General features: G+C 61.3%; 19 protein-coding genes and 1 tRNA gene. 14 read left to right on the top strand and 6 right to left on the bottom strand.

Annotated elements, in window-relative coordinates:
• Positions 1-34: 34 nt before the first annotated feature.
• The 9 genes from AB7783_RS17105 (at position 35) to AB7783_RS17065 (ending at position 6,048) form a co-directional block, all read left to right on the top strand.
• Positions 35-700 (top strand): epimerase, encoded by a 666-nt coding sequence (locus AB7783_RS17105; protein ID WP_231079457.1) that lies wholly within the window; start codon positions 35-37, stop codon positions 698-700.
• 126 nt (positions 701-826) lie between these two features.
• Positions 827-2,116: a UDP-N-acetylglucosamine 1-carboxyvinyltransferase gene (murA, locus tag AB7783_RS17100; RefSeq protein WP_441278273.1), complete on the top strand. Its 1,290-nt coding sequence runs from the start codon at positions 827-829 to the stop codon at positions 2,114-2,116.
• A gap of 21 nt (positions 2,117-2,137) precedes the next feature.
• Positions 2,138-2,584 carry a DUF2948 family protein gene (locus AB7783_RS17095; RefSeq protein ID WP_089266100.1) on the top strand — a complete coding sequence of 149 codons (447 nt, stop codon included), beginning with the start codon at positions 2,138-2,140 and terminating at the stop codon, positions 2,582-2,584.
• A gap of 103 nt (positions 2,585-2,687) precedes the next feature.
• On the top strand, positions 2,688-3,980 hold the full coding sequence (gene hisD / locus AB7783_RS17090) for a histidinol dehydrogenase (RefSeq protein ID WP_441278272.1): 1,293 nt from the start codon (positions 2,688-2,690) through the stop codon (positions 3,978-3,980).
• The gene (locus AB7783_RS17085) at positions 3,980-4,477 is read left to right on the top strand and encodes a UPF0262 family protein (protein WP_089266102.1); all 498 of its coding nucleotides are present in this window, start codon (positions 3,980-3,982) and stop codon (positions 4,475-4,477) included. Before hisD ends, AB7783_RS17085 begins: the two co-directional genes overlap by 1 nt.
• A gap of 6 nt (positions 4,478-4,483) precedes the next feature.
• Positions 4,484-4,951 (top strand): arsenate-mycothiol transferase ArsC, encoded by a 468-nt coding sequence (locus AB7783_RS17080; protein WP_068734774.1) that lies wholly within the window; start codon positions 4,484-4,486, stop codon positions 4,949-4,951.
• 74 nt (positions 4,952-5,025) lie between these two features.
• Positions 5,026-5,649, top strand: a complete 624-nt coding sequence (locus AB7783_RS17075; RefSeq protein WP_093756955.1) for a Maf-like protein — start codon at positions 5,026-5,028, stop codon at positions 5,647-5,649.
• Between the two features lies 1 nt (position 5,650).
• Positions 5,651-5,815 (top strand): DNA gyrase inhibitor YacG, encoded by a 165-nt coding sequence (gene yacG, locus AB7783_RS17070; protein WP_414716994.1) that lies wholly within the window; start codon positions 5,651-5,653, stop codon positions 5,813-5,815.
• A 157-nt stretch (positions 5,816-5,972) separates the two neighbouring features.
• Positions 5,973-6,048: transfer RNA gene (locus AB7783_RS17065), tRNA-Phe, on the top strand.
• Positions 6,049-6,635: 587 nt separating this feature from the next.
• On the opposite strand, the gene AB7783_RS17060 is transcribed toward AB7783_RS17065, so the two are convergent.
• From AB7783_RS17060 to AB7783_RS17050, 3 genes are all read right to left on the bottom strand, one after another.
• Positions 6,636-7,451, bottom strand: coding sequence for an ion transporter (locus AB7783_RS17060; RefSeq protein ID WP_441278271.1), 816 nt, complete (start codon positions 7,449-7,451; stop codon positions 6,636-6,638).
• A 31-nt stretch (positions 7,452-7,482) separates the two neighbouring features.
• The gene (locus AB7783_RS17055; protein WP_441278270.1) at positions 7,483-7,674 is read right to left on the bottom strand and encodes a hypothetical protein; all 192 of its coding nucleotides are present in this window, start codon (positions 7,672-7,674) and stop codon (positions 7,483-7,485) included.
• A 401-nt stretch (positions 7,675-8,075) separates the two neighbouring features.
• Positions 8,076-12,050, bottom strand: a complete 3,975-nt coding sequence (locus AB7783_RS17050) for a BTAD domain-containing putative transcriptional regulator (protein ID WP_441278269.1) — start codon at positions 12,048-12,050, stop codon at positions 8,076-8,078.
• 285 nt (positions 12,051-12,335) lie between these two features.
• On the opposite strand from AB7783_RS17050, the gene AB7783_RS17045 reads away from it, so the two are divergent.
• From AB7783_RS17045 to AB7783_RS17030, 4 genes are all read left to right on the top strand, one after another.
• Positions 12,336-15,470, top strand: a complete 3,135-nt coding sequence (locus tag AB7783_RS17045; protein ID WP_441278268.1) for an autotransporter domain-containing protein — start codon at positions 12,336-12,338, stop codon at positions 15,468-15,470.
• 499 nt (positions 15,471-15,969) lie between these two features.
• A complete protein-coding gene (locus tag AB7783_RS17040) occupies positions 15,970-16,170 on the top strand; it encodes a hypothetical protein (RefSeq protein ID WP_441278267.1) in 201 nt (66 codons plus the stop codon).
• Positions 16,171-16,332: 162 nt separating this feature from the next.
• Complete coding sequence (locus AB7783_RS17035) at positions 16,333-16,686, top strand: response regulator (protein WP_439061907.1); 354 nt, start codon at positions 16,333-16,335, stop codon at positions 16,684-16,686.
• 55 nt (positions 16,687-16,741) lie between these two features.
• Positions 16,742-17,470: a PRC-barrel domain-containing protein gene (locus AB7783_RS17030; protein WP_441278266.1), complete on the top strand. Its 729-nt coding sequence runs from the start codon at positions 16,742-16,744 to the stop codon at positions 17,468-17,470.
• Positions 17,471-17,693: 223 nt separating this feature from the next.
• Here AB7783_RS17030 and AB7783_RS17025 read toward each other — a convergent pair whose 3' ends face one another.
• The 3 genes from AB7783_RS17025 to AB7783_RS17015 all read right to left on the bottom strand — a co-directional run bounded on the left by AB7783_RS17025 (position 17,694) and on the right by AB7783_RS17015 (position 18,377).
• Positions 17,694-17,933 carry a hypothetical protein gene (locus AB7783_RS17025; RefSeq protein WP_068738812.1) on the bottom strand — a complete coding sequence of 80 codons (240 nt, stop codon included), beginning with the start codon at positions 17,931-17,933 and terminating at the stop codon, positions 17,694-17,696.
• A 63-nt stretch (positions 17,934-17,996) separates the two neighbouring features.
• On the bottom strand, positions 17,997-18,179 hold the full coding sequence (locus AB7783_RS17020; RefSeq protein WP_441252751.1) for a hypothetical protein: 183 nt from the start codon (positions 18,177-18,179) through the stop codon (positions 17,997-17,999).
• A 42-nt stretch (positions 18,180-18,221) separates the two neighbouring features.
• Entirely contained in the window at positions 18,222-18,377 is a 156-nt protein-coding gene (locus AB7783_RS17015; RefSeq protein WP_184511684.1) for a hypothetical protein, read from the bottom strand.
• A gap of 557 nt (positions 18,378-18,934) precedes the next feature.
• Here AB7783_RS17015 and AB7783_RS17010 point away from each other — a divergent pair.
• Positions 18,935-19,942, top strand: coding sequence for an alpha/beta fold hydrolase (locus AB7783_RS17010; RefSeq protein ID WP_441278265.1), 1,008 nt, complete (start codon positions 18,935-18,937; stop codon positions 19,940-19,942).
• Positions 19,943-19,966: the final 24 nt, after the last annotated feature.

Genomic DNA, 19,966 nt, shown 5'->3' with positions numbered 1-19,966 from the left:
CGCGATCGACTGGCAGTCATCCAAAGGAAGTCTCATGAAAGTCATTCTGTTCGGTGCGACCGGCATGGTCGGGCAAGGCGCGCTGCGCGAATGCCTGCTCGATCCCGATGTCGAGGCCGTGCTCGTGGTCGGCCGCAGTCCTACCGGGCAATGCGATGCCAAGTTGCGTGAGATCACGCATACGGATTTTTTCGATCTGTCGGCCATCGCGCCTGACTTGACGGGCTATGGCGCCTGCCTGTTCTGCCTTGGCGTCTCGTCGCTGGGCATGAGCGAGCCGGACTATCGTCGGATCACCTACGACATCACCCTCGCGGTGGCGAACACGCTGGCGCGGCTCAATCCCGCGATGACCTTTATTTACGTCACCGGCCAGAGCACCGACAGCACCGAGCAGGGCAGCGTCATGTGGGCGCGGGTCAAGGGCAAGACCGAGAACGATTTGCTCAAGCTGCCGTTCAAGGCCGCCTATATGTTCCGCCCCGGCGGCATCCAACCGCTGCATGGTGTTCGTTCGAAAACTGCGTGGGTTCAGGCGATCTACACCGCGACCGCGCCCCTCTGGGCGCTGCTGGTCCGGATCGCGCCAAAATACGTCACCACGACAGAGAAAGTCGGCCGCGCCATGATCCGGGTGGTTCGTAACGGCTACTCCAAGCCAATCCTGGAAACCCCGGATATCAATCAGGTCGGAGCGTAAACGGGCCGATTCGGCCCTTTTTCAGATTTGCTGCCGGCCTCATCGAAAAACCGCAAATTTCGACGCTTTTGCTTTAAAGAGGCCATCCGCCCTATAGTCAGGGCACAGCAATCAGCGGGAATCGGTATGGATCGCATTCGCATCATCGGCGGCAGCAAACTCAATGGCACGATCCCGATTTCGGGCGCCAAGAACGCGGCGCTGCCATTGATGATCGCCGGTCTGCTGACCGACGAGACACTGATTCTCGACAACGTGCCGCGTCTGGCCGACGTCGCGCAGTTGCAGCGTATTCTCGGCAATCACGGCGTGGATATCATGTCGGCGGGCAAGCGCCCGGGCGACCATGAATATCAGGGCCAGACCCTGCATATCTCCGCCGCCAACATCATCGATACGACAGCGCCCTACGAGCTGGTGTCGAAGATGCGCGCGTCCTTCTGGGTGATCGCGCCGCTGCTGGCGCGCATGCACGAAGCCAAGGTGTCTCTGCCCGGCGGCTGCGCCATCGGCACCCGTCCGGTGGATCTCTTGATCATGGCGCTGGAGAAGCTCGGCGCAGAACTCACCATCGACGGCGGTTATGTCATTGCCAAGGCCCCCGGCGGCCTCAAGGGCGCCGAGATCGATTTCGCCAAGGTCACCGTCTCCGGCACCCATGTCGCGCTGATGGCCGCGACGCTGGCCAAGGGCACGACCATTATCAACAACGCGGCGTGCGAGCCGGAAATCGTCGACGTCGCCGACTGCCTGAACAAGATGGGCGCGCGCATCTCCGGCGCTGGCACCACGACGATCACGATCGAGGGCGTGGCCAAGCTGAATGGCACGCGCCACACCGTGCTGCCGGATCGCATCGAGACTGGTACCTATGCCATGGCCGTGGCCATGACCGGCGGCGATGTGCAACTTTCAGGCGCACGGCCTGAATTGCTACAGTCGGCGCTCGACGTACTGGTCGAGGCCGGCGCGACGGTGACGCCGAACAACGACGGCATCCGCATCTCGCGCAACGGCGCGGGTATCAAGCCGGTGAACGTGTCGACAGCGCCATTCCCCGGCTTTCCGACCGATCTGCAGGCGCAACTCATGGCGCTGATGACGACAGCCACGGGCTCCTCGCATATCACCGAGACAATTTTCGAGAACCGCTTCATGCATGTGCAGGAGCTGGCCCGCTTCGGCGCGCGCATTCATCTCGACGGTGAAACCGCGACCATCGACGGTACGGCCAAGCTGCGCGGTGCGCCCGTGATGGCGACCGACCTGCGCGCCTCGGTCTCTCTGGTGATCGCCGGCCTCGTCGCGGAAGGCGAGACCATGGTCAACCGCATCTATCATCTCGATCGCGGCTTCGAGCGGCTCGAGGAAAAGCTGTCCGCCTGCGGTGCCACCATCGAGCGCATCAGCGGATAGGATTCTCTCAAAGGGGTCGCCGTGACGGGTCAACGCAAGCTGATTGCACTGGATGCCGACGACCTCGCGGTGATTTCCGCGCATGTTCAGGATGCGGCCGTCAATGTCGGCGACATTATCTGGCGGCAGAGCGAGAAGCGGCTCGTGGTCGGCATGAGCCGGCTCGACTGGGATCAGACGATTTCAGGGGAAGTCACGCCGCGCCGGCTGGTCTCGGCGCTGCGCTTCGACCGCGTGCTGGCCTGCAAGTCCCGCGATATCGATCTCGAAACGCCCGACATCGCGCTGGAACTGTTCGGCATCGAATTCCATGCCGCCGAGCCTCCTGGCGGTAGCGTCGTCCTGATCTTCGCCGGTGGGGGCGCACTCCGGCTGGATGTCGAGTGTCTCGAGGTCGAACTGGCCGATCTCGGCCCGGACGATCTGACCAGCGATGCCGGCACCGAGGCCTCCGGTCTGGACGCCTGATCCGCTATTCATCGTTTCCATGGCAGCACAGGGTTGACGGCCCTTTGTCGCCGCGCCATTGAGCAGGGGGCCTTGGCCGGCAAGGCCCCGCCGGAACACCAGAATGCCAATTCGTATCGATACCGCCAGCGCCGATTTCACCCAGCGCTTCAATGCCTTCCTGACCATGAAGCGCGAAGTCGCGGCCGATATCGAGGCGGCCACCCGCGCCATTGTCGACGATGTCGCCGCTCGCGGCGACGCAGCGCTGCTGGAGGCCACCCGCAAGTTCGACCGGCTCGACCTCAAGGCCTCCGGCCTGCGCGTGAGCCCGGCCGAAGTCGATGCCGCCGTCGCCGTCTGCGACGCCGAGACCGTCGAAGCGCTGACCTTCGCCCGCGACCGCATCGAGCTGTTCCACAAGCGCCAGCTCCCCAAGGATGATCGCTTCACCGATGCGCTCGGGGTCGAGCTTGGCTGGCGCTGGAGCGCCATCGAGGCTGTTGGTCTCTATGTGCCCGGCGGGACTGCGGCCTATCCGTCGTCGGTGCTGATGAATGCCGTGCCGGCCAAAGTCGCCGGCGTCGAGCGCGTGGTGATGGTGGTGCCGTCGCCGGACGGCAAGCTCAATCCGCTGGTGTTGGCCGCCGCAAAGCTCGGTGGCGTCTCCGAAATCTACCGCGTCGGCGGCGCGCAGGCCGTGGCCGCTTTGGCCTATGGCACCGCGACCATCGCGCCGGTGGCCAAGATCGTCGGTCCCGGCAATGCCTATGTGGCCGCTGCCAAGCGCCAGGTGTTCGGCAAGGTCGGCATCGACATGATTGCCGGCCCCTCAGAAGTGCTGGTCATTGCCGACGATAGCGCCAATGCCGACTGGATTGCGGCGGATCTCCTCGCGCAGGCTGAGCACGACGTCAATGCGCAGTCGATTCTGATCACCGACAGCAAGTCACTGGCCGACAATGTCGCGCGCGCGGTCGAAGCGCAGCTCACCACGCTGCCGCGCGCGGACATCGCGCGCGCGTCGTGGGACGAATATGGCGCGATCATTCTGGTGCAGGCGCTCGATGACGCCGTGCCGCTCGCCAACGCCATCGCCGCCGAGCATCTCGAAATCATGACGGCCGATCCTGAGGCGTTCTCGCTCAAGATACGCAATGCCGGCGCCATCTTCCTCGGTGGTCATACGCCGGAAGCGATCGGCGACTATGTCGGCGGCTCGAACCACGTGCTGCCGACGGCGCGCTCGGCGCGGTTCTCCTCGGGCCTCGGCGTACTTGACTTCATGAAGCGAACATCGATCCTGAAGTGCGGGCCGGATCAGCTGCGGGCGCTGGGACCGGCTGCGATGACGCTGGGCAAGGCTGAAGGCCTCGATGCCCACGCACGTTCGGTCGGATTGCGCCTCAATTTGTGATGAGTAATGCCCCTCCACCAGAGGATGACAGCAACAACCGCATCGTCGCGGTGACGCTCGATGAGGAATCGATCGGCCGTTCCGGGCCGGATATCGAGCATGAGCGCGCGATCGCGATCTACGACCTGATCGAGCAGAACCTGTTCGCGCCGGAAGGCGCACACGTCGGCCCGTTTACGCTGCATATCGGCATCACCGGCAGCCGGCTGATGTTCGACATCCGCCGCGAGGACGGTACGCCTGTCGTTGCGCACCTTCTGTCGCTGGGGCCGTTCCGCCGCATTGTGAAGGACTACTTCATGATCTGCGACAGTTACTATCAGGCGATCCGCACCGCTACGCCTGACAAGATCGAGGCCATCGACATGGGCCGCCGCGGCATCCATGACGAAGGCTCGCGGACGCTGCAGGAACGATTGGCCGGCAAGGTGCGCGTCGATTTCGAAACGTCGCGGCGGCTTTTTACGTTGATCTCTGTCCTTCATTGGAAAGGCTAGTCGCTGATGGCCGCGCCGCCACGCGCGCGTACGCCGCAGGCGGTGTTGTTTGCCTGCGGCCAGAATAGCGTGCGCTCGCCGATGGCCGCCAGCCTGTTGCAGCAGATGTTTCCGCAGGCGCTGTATGTGAAATCTGCCGGGGTGAAGAAGGGCGAGCTCGATCCCTTCGCAGTGGCCGTGATGGCCGAACTCGGCCAGGACATCTCCAGACACAAGCCCATGACCTTCGAGGAACTCGAGGACTGGGAAGGGCTCAATTTCGATCTCATCATCACGCTGTCGCCGGAGGCGCATCACAAGGCGCTGGACCTGACACGCACCGATGCCGCCGAGGTCGAATACTGGCCGACGGTAGATCCCACGGGAACCGAAGGTAACCGCGACCAGAAACTGGCGGCCTATCGCGAGGTTTGCGATGGACTGCTGCTGCGAATCCGCAAGCGTTTCGCCAAAGGCGGCGCGGCGAGCGGTTAAATAACCGCACCGCGGTTGTCGAAGCAGAGCCCTTCCGATAGGTTCCGGCCGCATTTCCAGGATCATCGCCCCGCATGCTCGGCCGTCCCAAATTCGTTCTCGCCTCCGGTTCGCCCCGCCGCCTCAGCCTGCTCAACCAGGCCGGCATTGAGCCCGATGCGCTGCGTCCCGCCGATGTCGACGAGACCCCGAAGCGGGGCGAACTGCCGCGCGCCTGTGCCAATCGGCTGGCGCGCGCCAAGGCGGAAGCCGCGCTCAAGTCAGTTCAGCTCGACGACGAACTCCGCGGCGCGTTCATTCTCGCTGCAGATACCGTGGTGGCCGTCGGTCGTCGCATCCTGCCCAAGGCGGAGCTGGTCGATGAGGCCTCGCAGTGCCTGCGGCTGCTGTCGGGCCGCAACCACCGTGTCTATACGGCGGTCTGCATCGTCACCCCCAAGGAAAGCTTCCGGCAGCGGCTGATCGAGACCAAGGTGCGCTTCAAGCGCCTCAATGAAGAAGACATCTCGACCTATATCGGCTCCGGCGAGTGGCGCGGCAAAGCCGGTGGCTATGCCGTGCAGGGCATTGCCGGCTCCTTCGTGGTCAAGATGGTCGGCTCCTACTCCAATATCGTCGGCCTGCCGCTCTATGAGACAGTCTCCCTGCTGGGCGGCGAAGGTTTCCCGATCCGTTTTGGTTGGTTGAATGCAAGCTAAGGTGTCCAAATCCGGCGAAAAACCGTGCCCGATCTGCGGCAAGCCCGTGGTGGAGGCCTCCAAGCCGTTCTGCTCCGAGCGGTGCCGCGACGTCGATCTCAATCGCTGGCTGTCGGGCTCCTATGCGATTCCCGGCAAACCGACGGATGATGAGGACGCCGAATAGGCTCGACGGGTATTCGCGCTGTCCCAGCCGATCCGAAGTGGTCATTTCCATTGTTTTGACGGGAAAATCTTCGTTCACAGAAATGCCATCGGGCGGGTGGACAGGGCCGATTTGCCTGACTATAAACCGGCGCTCCCTGGACTTGATCGGGGGCGGCGCCCAGGTAGCTCAGTTGGTAGAGCATGCGACTGAAAATCGCAGTGTCGGTGGTTCGATCCCGCCCCTGGGCACCAAGATTTTATTCCTGTTATCCTGTCCGCAACATGATGCGAAGCAACGACTGCTAACTTTCGCTGAATGGCGTAACCCGCGCATGGACGTGGTAGTTGCCGGCTATTCCGACTCGTCGAGCGACTGAGTATTTCGAACATAGCCGGATCCTGATCTTTGTGCCGGGCTGCGCGCGCGCGGAGGATCTCATCCTACTAATCAAAATGCAGGGGCGGGCGGATTGGTGATCGTGCTGGAATGTCTTACGGATGTCCCATATCGCATCATCCGCTCTTTCGCATTATCAGCCGATTCAAGCGTGAACCCTCACGCACTGGCTCACTGATCTGGACGTACACGACAGCGAAGGGGGTTTAAGGTGTGGGGGCTCACGGGCAAGGATGGGTTGTGCCAAAGCCAGCCCGTCAAACAGCAACGCGATACCGAAAATGAGCATACGCATAACACAACCCTATCATCGAATAACCGCGTCCAATTCGTCTCTCAAGATTTCGTTGCTTTGCGAAACGTCTCCCCTATAGGTTTGCCGTAAATTGTTCTGAACTCTTAGGTTAGGCGTTGCGACCGAAGTCAGCCCAAGCTGCTCGCGCTACACCGCACCGTCGTCGGGGATGTTCAGCAAACCTCCGCACGCTTTGCAGTGGACCGCATCGCGGTCGTGGCGCTGAAGCCCGCAAGCCGGACATTTGAACCGCACCTTGCTGGGGTTGAACAGCACGCGTGCTAGATTCAGAAACAGCGTCACGCCGAAAATCATGATCGCCACGGTGATCAGGCGGCCTATGGTGCCCGGCAGTGTGATGTCGCCGAATCCGGTGGTGGTCAGCGCGGTGACCGTAAAATACAGCGCGTCCGCATAGTTGGCGATGTGCGGATTGGTATGGCGCTGGGTCTCGTAGACAACACCGGTCATCACAAAGATGAACACCGACAGATTGGCCAGCGCGGACAGCACCTCTTCGTGACGACGAAACATCGCGCTGTCGCGGCGCAGATGTTCGAGCACACGAAACGTGCGTAGCATACGCAGCGTTCGCAGCACGCGCAGAAAACCGGCGGCTTCCCCGCTTGCGGATGCCAGCAGTGATCCGATCGCGGCGACATCGGTCCAAGTCGTCAGTCGCGTCAATTCGTGCAGCGGGCGCCGGATTGCGACGAAGCGCGCAATGAACTCGATGAGGAAGATCGCGCCGAAAGTGAGGTCGAGTACGCGCGTGGTCTCACCGCGCGGCAAGAACGAGGTCGCGATGATGAACAGCAGAGAGACGAAGTCGAATGCCAACAGTCCATAAAGGAACCAGCGTGTCTGCGCGCTGTGCCCCTCGTAGAGTTGCCGTAGGCGAAGGCGAAACCGGCGAAATGGCGATGTCGGCGCGGGTATGTCGCCCGCTCGAGGAATGCTCATCGCGTCACTTTGAAATAGAAACGAGGCCACCTCAACCCGGCGAGCGGGCTATATCGTGGCGATGTCCCGATATGGCGTCATCCACTTGCGGCCAGTACCAGGCGCGCAGATCGTCGCAGCCACGGTGCGCGATGTGGACGCGGCGCGTGGCTTCGACGCCCATGGGCGGAAAGATCGGCGAGAAGTCGATGCCGGTGAGTCCGTCCCTCCACGAAATGCGCATTTCGCTTGTTGAACTGTCAGTCGTCAAGAAAGCCCGCACCCTGCGGATCCAGGAAACAGTCACCTCAGTCCCAAAACCAAACCGTAAAAGACGGCGCCGCTCCGATGCGATGGTCTGCGCGGCGCCGTCTTCCGTCCCCTGACAGCCGCGGGATGACATTTTGACTTTGCACAGACCGGGACATCTCAACTTTGCTGCAACATCCGGTCTCTGCGTAAGGCGGAGGGTGCCGCAACGTTGACTGATGGCATTCGACCTCAATCACACGGCCGGACCAGCCCGAGGATCATTTTGCCGAAGAATGCTCGTTTCAACAGCTTACTGACGGCGCTGTCGATCACACAATTCGGCCATTCGACTTATCGCTATAAAATCGCCGTCATCGACAAAGAGCTGGGGCTTTAAGAGGCGCTGCGACGAATGTCGCTTTGCATCTCGGCCTCCGTCTCCTGAAGCCAGAACGGCATGTCCATCGTGCGGTACAGTGCGGCCGCGCTGGTGAAATACTTCTGCGCGTGCGCGTGGGGGCCGCTACGCCGGTAAAGCTTGCCGAGGCCGAACGTGCAGTGGGCGACCAACGGACGCATGCCGCGCGTTTCGGCGAGTACCAACGCCCGGCGAAAATGAGTCTCGCCGCGCTCGGCATCGAACCGGTCGGGGTGGGTCGCAACCTCGCCGAGAAGATGCAGCGCATGAGCCGCGAACCCGGCCTGGTGCGGCGAGGCTTCCAGTGCGCGGGTGCCGAGCCGCTGCGCGTCGTCGAGACGCCCCAGCAACAGCGCTGTCCGACCTAGCCACGGATAGAGCCATCCGAGATTCCCGACATATCCGGTCGCGACCTGACGCTCGACGAGTTGCTCACCTTCCTGAAGCCGGCTCAGTGCCTCGCTGGCGTCGCCAAGCTGCGCCATGTTCCAGGCGGAGAAGGCCACCGTCAGGGAAAGCAGGAGAGGGAGATTCCCCGCCCTGATCACCGCCATTGCACGCTCAAAACCTGGGCGCGCCTGTGCCCACTCGCCCCGCAGCAGGTGGACCGTCCCATCGGTAAGGTGAGCCCATCCGACGGCGTAGGCATCCAGCAGCGGTGCGACGAGTCGGATCGCTTCGGCTGCAGGCCCGGCCGCTTCGGCGAAGCGGCCTAGTTCCGCCAGGCTCATGATCAGGTAGCCACGGTCGTGAACCGATGGCGGAGCGGCGATTCCAAAATTCTCCAAGGCCCAACCGGTAGGCAGAGCGGAAAGATTGTCGGTGGTCAGGTCCACCACCCGGGCATGGTCGCCGCGGAAGAAGCGTACCTGTGAGAGAAAACTTGTGGCAAGGATGCGAAGCCTGAGGTCCCCGAGGCGCCCCGCGATCTCCAGCGCGCGAGCGCCGGACGCAAGCCCGTCGTCCAGCTCGCCGAGCCCGCCGTGCATACTTGTCATGACGGCGCAGACTCGGCCGCGCCGGCCGTCGTCGTTCATCCGCTCGGCGAGCATGCCCGCTTCACGCAGGCGTTCCAGCGCCCGGCCGACTTCGCCGAGCCGGACTAGCAACTGACGCAAGTCGAGTCGGATATCGAAGCCTTGCTCCAGCGTCGACCGACTCTCCGGCAGTGTCGCGAGAACCTCCAGCGCCCGTTCGAAGAATTCGACAGCTTCGCGGAGCGCCCATCGTACATGGGCAAGCCGACCCGCCTTGAGCCAAAAGTCGATCGCCTCACTAGCAAGCCCGGCCTCGGTGAAATGGTGGGCGACCACCTCGGGCAGGCGTTCTACGGTCGCCGCAAGCCGCTCGACCAGAACATTGGCGATATCCGCATGCAACTGTCGCCGCCGGCTCCTGAGCATCGTGACATAGGCGGCGTCCTGAACCAGCGCATGTTTGAACACGTAAGTCGCGTCCGGCGGCGTTCCGCGTCGGGAGACGAGGCCGGACGCCATCAGCCGTTCCAGTGCCGCGTGGAGGTCCATCGGGGGCATGGCGGACACCGCGGCAATCAGCTCGTGGGAGAACTCCCGTCCGATCGCAGCGCCGATCTGCGCCACATGTTTGACCGTGCCAAGCCGGTCGAGGCGGGCGACCAATGAAGCTTGCAGCGTGGTCGGGATCGCGAGTGGCGGCAGCGGGCCATCGAGCACGTAGCGGTCCGTCGTCTCGCGTAACAATCTGCTATCGAGCAGCGTGCGCGTCAATTCCTCAATGAACAGTGGGACGCCATCCGTATGCGCAAGGATCTGATCGGTGACGACGTCAGGCAGCGGCTTGTCCTTGGTGACGGCACCAATGATGGCGGCGCTGTCATGACGTCCAAGGCGGCTCAAGGGCAGCATCGTAACATGCGGCTGGCCGCCCCAGGTCGGTTCGAGTTCCGGCCGAAACGTGACGGCCAGCAACACCGGCATGTTAGCGGCGCGCGCGACCAGTCGATCAAGCAGGTCGAGTGAAGTTGGATCGATCCAGTGGACGTCCTCGAACACGACCAGGACGGGGCTTTGCGCTGCCAGGCCGTCGAGCTGGTCGAGCAGTGCCGCGAGTGTCATCTCTCGCTTCTGCTGCGGACTGACCGCCAATGCTGGGTAGCGTCCATCCGTCGGCAGCGTCAGCAACTCGGCAATCAGCGCCATGTCGCGCGGCAGATTTTTCGCCGTCGGCTTTAGCAGGGCCTCCAATTTCTCGAGCTTCGCGCTGGAGTCGCTGCTCGGCTCGAATCCCGCGGCCTGTTCCAGCTGCGCGATGAACGGGTGGAGCGCGCTCTGCGCGTGGTGGGGCGAGCAGAAATAGCGAATGCGGGTATGCGGCTCGCCATCGAGACTGCGCAGCAGGCTTTCGGCAATGCGCGATTTGCCGATACCGGGCTCGCCGGAGAGCAGCACGACCTGACCCTCGCCGAGCTTGGCCTGATCCCAGCGGCGCAACAGCCGTTCGATTTCTTCGCGCCGTCCAACGAGCGGGGTGAGCTTACCCGCGCGCCTGGCCTCGAACCGGCTGACGCCGGCCGTCTCGCCGCGCACCTGCCACGCTTCCACCGGTTGCGGCCGCCCCTTCACCTCGATGGGATCGCGTGCGCGGCAGTCGAACATCTGCCCCACCAGCCGCCGCGTGCTGGCGGCAATCAACGCTTCACCGGGCACTGCCGCGGCTTGCAGCCGCGTCGCGATGTCCGACGTCTCTCCGATCGCAACCCGCTGCTGCATAGTGCCGGCCCCCTGCCACTTGCCCACAACTACGAGCCCGGACGCGATGCCGGCACTGGCCTGAAGCGCGGTGCCGAAGGAGTTTTTTAAGGTGCCGACCGCATCTAGAAGGGCACGACCAGCGCGAACCGCTTGCTCGGCGTCATGCTCACGCGCAGCGGGATACCCGAAATAGACGAGTGCGCCGCTGCCTTCATAATGCGCGACGAATCCGTCGAACTGCGCCACTATTTCTGCAGTCATCCGGTGGAATGCCGTGATCAGGTCATGGACATCTTCCGCATCGAGCCGTTCGGAAAGCGAGCCGACCAATTTGCAGACAAGTATCGTCAACTGGCGTTGTTCGAGCTCATCGAGGTTCGCCGCAGTTGCCGCGTACCTAGAATCGCCGGCCGTGAGAAATGCTTCCGCGATGGCAGGCGCGGCATGCTGCGGCTCGGAGCCGTGCGTCTCTGGCGTGTCGGCCGCTCCCCCGCTCCGAATTTCTGAGGCGAGCGCCCGCGTTGCTGCATCCGGCTCGGTGCTGAGCTCGCGCTTCAACATCGAAACGATATCTAGATAATACGTCAGCGCTTCGGTTCTGCGGCCCTTGGCGGCGAGCGCCTGCATGGTTAAACGGTGGACATCTTCCCGCATGTTGTTGAGAGCGTGGGCGCGTTGGCCAGCCTGCAAGGCTTGGTCGATACGGCCGGCGGTCAACTCTTGCCCGCCGATGCCGACCAGTGCGTTCAAAGCCAGTTCCTGGAGCCGCTCGCGTTCGCCGGCTAGCCACTCGCTCCAGCTCTCTTCGCTGACACCGATAATGTCATCCACAAATGGACCCCGGTAGAGATTTGCCGCCGTATGCATCGCATCGTGGCTACCATCCCGGATCAGTGCCTCGAACCGACCGACATCGCACGACACCACGGTTGGGTTCAGCCACACGAACTCGCCATCACTTTTGATGGCGTCCGAGCCGATAACCGGACGAAGCTTGAAAAGCGCCTGGCGCAGGTTCTGCCGGGCTTGAGTGTCGAAGTGGGAGCCCCATAGGAGCGTCGAAAGCCGCTCGCGCGGCTGGGGCGCAGGCCCCGTACAGCCCAGATAACTCAGCAGTGCAGCGAGCTTTTTGTTCGGCAGGCTTATTACGCCATCGGGCCCGGTCAGGACGAAGCGGCCCAGAAGTGAAAGATTGATCCTTGGGCTAACTGCTTCCACTGCTCGGCTTCCAGCTTTTCTCCAAGCTGTAGCACTTTAAGTGTGCAACTTGCACGAATTCACCGCCGCGCGAGAAATAATAACGCTGAAATGACGGCCCACTAACGTCACAGACGTCCCGGACTGCCCTTATGCGCGCTCGTCACCGTCCGCGCGTCAGCTCTGTGGCGCCGCGTTCTCTCACTATTCGTAAGACCGGGTCAGCCGTCTTGCCGCTGCTCTTTCGAGGCGACTGACGGGACTTCGTGTCGAAAGCAAATGCGCTTGGCGTTTTGGAGTTAAGTTATGAAGTTCAAACTCGGTTCGCCGACGAAGCAAACGACGCAGCCAGCATTTGAAGATTCGCATCTTCGCCGCGCTTTTCTCCCAAGCACCGCGCTGTGGCTATCATTGTCCATCGTGGTGATCGCGAGCGGCGTCCTTGTGGCCCCGGCCCTCGCTGACGGCGGTGCGGGCGGAAACAACGCGGCTGGTTCCGCATTTGGCGGTGAGGCGGGTTCGGATAACCTATCAGGCGGCTCGGGCGCGGCTGGAAACCCAGGTGCGGCGGATCCGATCGGAGGCCACGGAGGTGGCGGCGGCGGGTCCGGCGGGGACGCGCGAGCGCCGCTTAACGCTGGTGGCGCTGGCGGCGCTGGCGGCGCTGGCAGTGGTGGTGCGGCGGGAGGAGCGGGTGCGACCCGGGCGGACGTTTCTGCGGGGGATGGCGCCGCCGGCGCAGCCCCCGGCGACGGCGGCGGGGGTGGCGGCGGCGGGTTCAATGTCTATTACGGTAATGCCAGTTTAAGGTCCGGCGGAGACTTCACGGCGAGTGCCGGAGGTAATGGCGGGGCTGGAAACGGCAGCGGAGGCGGAGGTGGGGGCGGAGCAGGCGCAGCCCAATTAGCGTTGACTGGCAGTGCCAGCAACGAAGTCAGCAGCGGCGATCAACGGATTGGCGGCGCGGGCGGTGCTGGTGGATCGAGCGCAACCGGGTTCGGTGGTTCAGGCGGTACAGGCGGGTTCGGTGCGCTTTTCGCAGCCGGCGGAACGGTGGATGTGCGGTTAGGAGCTCTACTGAGCGGCGGCGCTGGAGGTGCCGGCGGCGTGGGCGGCGCCGGCAATGGCGCTAATGGAGCGGGCGGCGCCGGGGTTGTCGGTCAGGACATCACGATCGTTAACAATGGCACGATCCGGGGTGGACTAAATGGCGATGGCGTAACCCGAGCCGCTGCAATCCGTTTCACTGACGGCGACAACACCCTGACACTCGGCAATGCGACAGCTGCCATCATCGGAGATATCGACACCGGAGGCTTCTATCTTACGCTCGCACAGGAGACCAATTCAACACTCGCTGCCAATATTATCCAGAACAACGGTCGCCTCGGAGAAATCACCAAAACCGGCGCCGGAACCTTGGTACTGACTGGAACGAACACATTTATCGGCGACCTAAATATCAGAGAGGGTGCGTTGTCCATTACAAGCGGTAGTAATCTGGGCAGCAGCAATAAACAGATTAAGATGTTCGATGGCGCGACGCTGGCAGTTACGGCCAATGCCACCTTAGCTAGCAACTTCACATTCGTGATGAGCGGCAATCCAAATTTTGATATCGCAGCGGGGACCAAGACGACCATTCAAGGCGCAATTGCCAACCTGTTTGGGCCCTTCGGCGAAGGATCTGGCTTCACCAAGATTGGCGCTGGAACGCTGGAGCTGGCCGGATCAAATAGTTACTTTGGTCCCACCTATGTGAAAGCGGGCACATTGCGGGCCGCATCCGGCAGTGCTTTTGGGCCCATTCCAACCGTCGACGTTTCAGCCGGCGCGACCGTCGATTTGAACGGGTTCAACCAGACGTTCTTTAACTTGAGCGGCGCTGGAACCGTGACGGGCGGCGATAGCACGATATCCTTTGCGTTTGCTCCTGGCGACCCCAGCATACCGGGAACATCGACCAAGATTGTCGGTAACCTCGCGTTCCAGTCTGGTGCATTTTATCAAGTCTCCATCAATCCAAGCACATCGACATTCGCCAATGTCACCGGCACGGCCGCACTTGGTGGCGCGACTGCATTTGTCGTATATGCCGACGGCGCCTATGTGCAGAAGACGTACAGGATCCTCACCGCGACCGGCGGCATCAGCGGCACCTTCTCGCCCTCGGTGTCCACCTACAATGCGCCGTCAAACTACAGTTCAACGCTGAGCTACGATGCCAACAATGTGTATCTCGGTCTGATTCTGGATTTCAGCATTCCAGGCGGCCTGAACACCAACCAGCGGAACGTCGGCGACGCGCTGACCAATTTCTTCAACAGCACCGGCGGCATTCCCGCCGTTTTCGCCAACATGTCCGCAAGCGGCTTGTCTCAAGCTTCCGGCGAGACAGCCACCGGCGCCCAGCAGACCACCTTGGACGCCATGACCCAGTTCATGGGCGTGATGACCGATCCGTTCAGCGCAGGCCGCGGTACGCAGGCCGGCGCGGTGGGGTACGCGGACGAAACATTGGCCTACGCCGCAAAGCGCGCTCCGAGCGATGCACTGGCCGCGATCTATCGCAAGGCTCCGCCGATGGCGCCGGCGTTCCAGGAGCGCTGGAACGTGTGGGCGGCCGGCTTCGGCGGCTCGCGCAACACCGACGGCAACACGGTGGTCGGCTCGAACGACACCCGGTCGAGCATCGGCGGCGTCGCGGTCGGCGCCGACTACTGGTTCTCGCCGACGACGCTGGCGGGCTTCTCGCTGGCTGGCGGCGGCACCAACTTCTCGGTGGCCAACGGCGGCTCGGGCCGCAGCGACCTGTTCCAGGCTGGCGCGTTCGTGCGCCATACGGTTGGATCAGCTTACATCACAGCAGCGGCGGCATATGGCTGGCAGGATATCACCACCGATCGGGTTGTCGGCGGCGATCGGCTGCGCGCCCAGTTCAATGCCAACAGTTATTCGGGTCGCATCGAAGGCGGCAACCGTTATCTGACGCCGTGGCTGGGCGGCTTCGGCCTCACGCCTTATGCCGCGGCGCAGGTCATAGCACTCGATCTGCCCTCCTATGCAGAGACCGCCGGCGGCGGCGCCAACACCTTCGCACTGGCCTATGCCAGCAAGACGGTGACCAGCACCCGCAGCGAACTCGGCTTCCGCACCGACAAGTCGTTTGCCGTGACGGACGCGATCTTGACGCTGCGCGGCCGCGTCGCATGGGCGCACGATTTCAATAGCGACCGCTTCGCTTCGGCGACGTTCCAGACGCTGCCCGGTGCGAGCTTCGTCGTGAACGGCGCGGCGCAGGCGCGCGATGCTGCGTTGACGACCGCATCCGCGGAAATCAAGTGGACGAACGGTTGGGCGGTCGCCGGCACCTTTGAAGGCGAGTTCTCCGACGTCACGCGCAGCTACGCCGGCAAGGGCGAGCTGCGGTATGCGTGGTGAAATGTTGATATTAAAGATGCTTTCATAACACTCGAACAGCGAATGCCCGGTTGCTGGCAATAGCGCATTCCAGGAGACGAGCCGAAAGACTTTGGCTGGAAGGAAGGTGTCAGCGCCGCGGAAGCGGGCCGCGCCTCAGATCAAAGCGGCCAAAGTCGACGACGCGGAAGCACGTTGAGCCGCGGCCGCCTTCGACAAACAGCAGCGGAAACGCGAAACCGACCTGCGCAAGGAAGCGCTAGCCAGGACCAGGAAGCGAGAGCGGAAAGCAGCGCAGGTTGCAAGGGCACAACAAGCCTTTGATGCCGCTGAACGGGAGCACGACGCGAGGGGCGCCGCGATAGAAGGGAACGAGACGATATCGACAAGCGCGCGAAGGCGGAACGACGGCGCTGGGAGCAGCAACGAGAGAAGCTGAGTACCGCGCTGCGTCGAGCCAAGAAAGGCGGCGACTGAGGCGGGGATTGGAACGGAACTCATATCGTTGGGTTTCGTAACCATGCAGCTTCGCAACATCGATAAGCTTTGCATCGCCGCCGCGTTTCCGTTGGCGCTTTTTCTCCTTGCGATTGCCTATGCGCCGTTTTTGTTAGGCTGGCATGAAGCGTTCGACTCTCATCCCCTTTTGACTTCGTCTCCGGGCCCCATCCAGACGCGTATCATCGACATGCTGTCGAGTAGCCCTCTATTGGCTGGATAGGCTCAAGGCTGTGAGGAAGCTCGCCGTTATAGGCGTAAAGGGATCTACAAAAATAAATCAGACGAAAACTCCGTCTCATTCGTTCAAATAATGGAACGAAGATCAGTAGGCCGACTTGGCGCATTACAGTTAGTGGCCTGTGGGTGTCCACCGGAGGTGGGAATGCCGACAGTCCTCGTGGTCGAAGATGAAACCCTTATCCGGGATTTGGTCAGCGAAGAGTTAAGCGACGCAGGATTTGAGGTACTGCAGGTCGGCAACGCAGGCCAAGCCATAGCCGTGCTGGAGGCCCGTCAGGATATCCACCTCCTGTTCACTGACATTGACATGCCCGGTTCGATGGATGGCCTCAAGCTAGCCGCTGCAGTGCGGGACAGATGGCCACCTGTCCACATCATCATCACGACCGGTAAGGCGAGGCCAATGACCATTCCAGCCAATGCGCTGTTCATCCCCAAGCCCTACCTTACCAGAGCCTTGGTGTCCGCGATGCGGACATTCGACAGCATGCGCTGATTACTTCGGCAGCGTAGATCGCCGCCACGCGTCGAAATCGAGATCGGAAAGACTGATGATCACGCGAACAGCAATACTTTGCGCCTTCATCGCGGTTGGCGGAATCACAGCAGCTTCGGCAGAGTGCGAGATTGGTGATGCCAAGCTAGAAGAAGCGGTCCAGCAAAATCCCCGTTTTCGTGGCCCTACTAACAGCCAGTATGTGCGCGATCTCCGCAATCTGCGGGACGCCGCATTGACGCTTCGATCTTACGGACGCCACGAGGATTGCGAGCGGCTTCTTGCAAATATCCGCGAACTGATTGCAGGCCCGCCGATGGGACTGCTGGGCGACAACGACGAGGAGGAAGCGGACAAGCAGAATGCCGCGAGTGAGCCGAAGGTGAAGCGCGGAGCTGCTACTGGTACTCGCAATAAAAAAGATGCGAAGCCCCTTTTGCGGATAGACGAACTTGCGCCGGCGTTAAGGACTGACGAAATGATTGGCTCGGAGGTCCGCAGTTCCGACGACACGATTGTCGGCGAAGTGAGGAACATTGTATTCGGCACAAAAGACGGTCGCGATTATGCGGTCGTGGCTTCCGGCGGATTTTTTACGACCGGAAAGGACAGTATCGTCGTCCCGGTTCGGTCACTGATGATTTCGCAGGACCGCGGTAGCTTCTATCTTTCAATCACCAAGGAGGCCATGAAAGCCGTGCCGCTTATGCCTGATCCTGACTACAACTGGTTGTCCGATCCGACGTGGCGCACGCGCAACGATGCCTTCTTCCAAAAGCCCTGAAGTTTTGATGAATGGGTGAATCCTACGCATCTCGCCTATCACGGGGCTTCAAAATAGACAGTCGCTACCATTTTCCCGTGAACTGAATTCACGAAGCAGGCATTCGTCCGCCACACTCCATCAGACAGGCGGCCCAATGCGAGATAAACTCTGGCACCAGACCGCCGACCGGACGTGAGTGCGGAAAATCTCCCGCCCGATTTCACATGAATGCCGCCTACGCTCAGTCCTCAAGAATAGATTTTGTAGCGACAAACACCTGTTCCGCAGTGCCTTTGATCGTTCCTTTTGCCCATGCTTGGAATACCGTCACGTAGGCAGTCTTGTGGGCGACCTCGTCAGCAGAGAAATAGATTTCGTCGGTGGCGGTGTCCAGAACGAGAGCACCGGTATCGATGCAAATCTCCTCGATTAGAACGAGTCGTTCTTCGTGCTCGGCCAGGTGGCGCTGAACAATACTCATTAAAACTCCAGACAACGCCCGCAGGCAGTTCATTGACGGATGCAGCGAAAGCCGTGACATATCCTATGCGACGTAGCGCGCAGGGGGGCGATCTGTCTCGCCATCGAGCCAGTCTTGTTCGGCGGCCAAATCCAACCACGCGTTTTCCATTCGTCTGTAACGTGCGATCGCCGGGCGGCTGGTCGCTGCATCGGCTAGCTGGGAGCAATTCGCGGCTTTCTCACGGAAGGTGTCTGCAAGCTTCATTTCATCCTCCTCTACCCCGTCGTTCTTCGGGTCACAGCGTTCTTACTTGCCGCGCTCAATGTCGCGGGCCTGCTGTTCCAATTCGTCCGTCAGCTGGAGAATGTTGCGCTGGACCTCCGGGTCGGAAACCAACCGCGCCATAGCACGATACTTTTCGACCTTCTCACGCAGTTCCCTGACAGTACGCCTCGTATGCATTGCATTTCCCTCCGCGGAATCAATACGCCGGAGGGTACAAATAGTTCTGTTTCAGGCGCTGCAACTAAGCCTGACTTTGAGTGTTTGAGTTTTCTGGTTCGACCGGCTGCAGCTGCATCGGCGGCACTGCAGATCGCAGGGATGCGTGTTGCACTTCATCAGCCAGGCGCATCAGTTGATCATGCAGCCGGGCATACATTGCGCGTTTGGTAGGATCTGTTGCGAGATCCCGGACCAGACCCGCCTCTGCGGCATCTATCCGCAGCTTTTCGATCGAAGCCAAAAAACATGAGACGCGTCGCTCCTGGCTTGAGAAGGCGGGAGCGCTACAGGCGGTCTCATCACCGATATATGCCACAGACGTGCGGTGATAACGGACAACAAACTGCCTGGATGTCGGTTCCAGTCGATTAGATCCAGTAGAGATGCAGTTTGCGATCGCTGTCTTTCAGGGCGTTCAATCGGAACGCGACCCTATTTGCATTAGATTGATCGAGAAGCGAACGAAAGAGCCGGCATCCGCTTATTGTAGGGGTCCTCCAAGTTGTAGAATGAGAATGATGTTTCTTGCAGAAAGAAAACGATTTAATCGGCCGCGTGGAGTGTCGACCAATCCCTATTTGACGGCGGCACTCGTCGGCACAGCGGGCCTGGTGGCTTCCGCTATTATCAATCGCTTCCTCGCAAAGAAGGCAGAGCGCGACAACCCACCAACTGGCAGGTTCATCAACGTCGACGGCGTCGATCTGCACTATGTCGAGCGCGGCGTCGGACTGGCTGTCGTGCTGCTACACGGCAATGGCAGCATGATCCAGGACTTTGGGTCGAGTGGATTGATCGACGCGGTCGCCCGCGATCATCGGGTCGTAGTATTTGATCGACCAGGCTTTGGTCACACCAACAGGCCTCGAAACGCGGTGAAGTGGGGGCCGAACGAGCAGGCCGATCTGATTAAAATCGCTCTCGAACGCCTCGGCATTCAGAACGCAATTATTGTTGGCCATTCGTGGGGAGCCTCAGTCGCGGTTGCAATGGGATTACGCCATCCTGCGTCGGTACATGCGCTTGTGCTCGTGTCCGGCTATTATTACCCGAGCTTTCGTCCGGATTTTGCCGCGATGTCTGCGCCTGCTGTACCTGTCATCGGTAATCTGATGAGTGTGACCGTATCGCCGATAGTCAGTCGGTTAATGTGGCCAGCACTCGTCGCCAAGCTGTTCGGCCCGGCTGCAGTGCCAGCCAAATTTAGGCGGTTTCCGAAAGAGATGGCAGTTCGCCCTTCTCAAATCCACGCCGCGGCCGAAGAATCTGGTTTGCTCGTGCTCAATGCTGCCCGCTCTCAGGCTCATTATAAAGAGCTGTCAATGCCTGTATCCATTATCGCAGGCCAAAATGATCGTCTGATCGATCCAATCTCACAGTCTGGACGTTTACATGACGATGTCGCGCAAAGCAGGTTTCACCCGATCCCGGAGACCGGGCACATGGTGCACCAGACGGCAACTCAATCCGTCGTCGATGCGATTGGTGAGGTCAGCACCCCAGCCTCTGCCGTCGACAAGTAAGGGCAACCTGACGGCGGGATCTGA

Source organism: Tardiphaga sp. 172_B4_N1_3 (assembly GCF_052076035.1).
Taxonomy (GTDB): domain Bacteria; phylum Pseudomonadota; class Alphaproteobacteria; order Rhizobiales; family Xanthobacteraceae; genus Tardiphaga; species Tardiphaga robiniae.
Note: the sequence above shows the minus strand (reverse complement) of the source record. Positions and strands in the feature narration are given on the sequence as shown.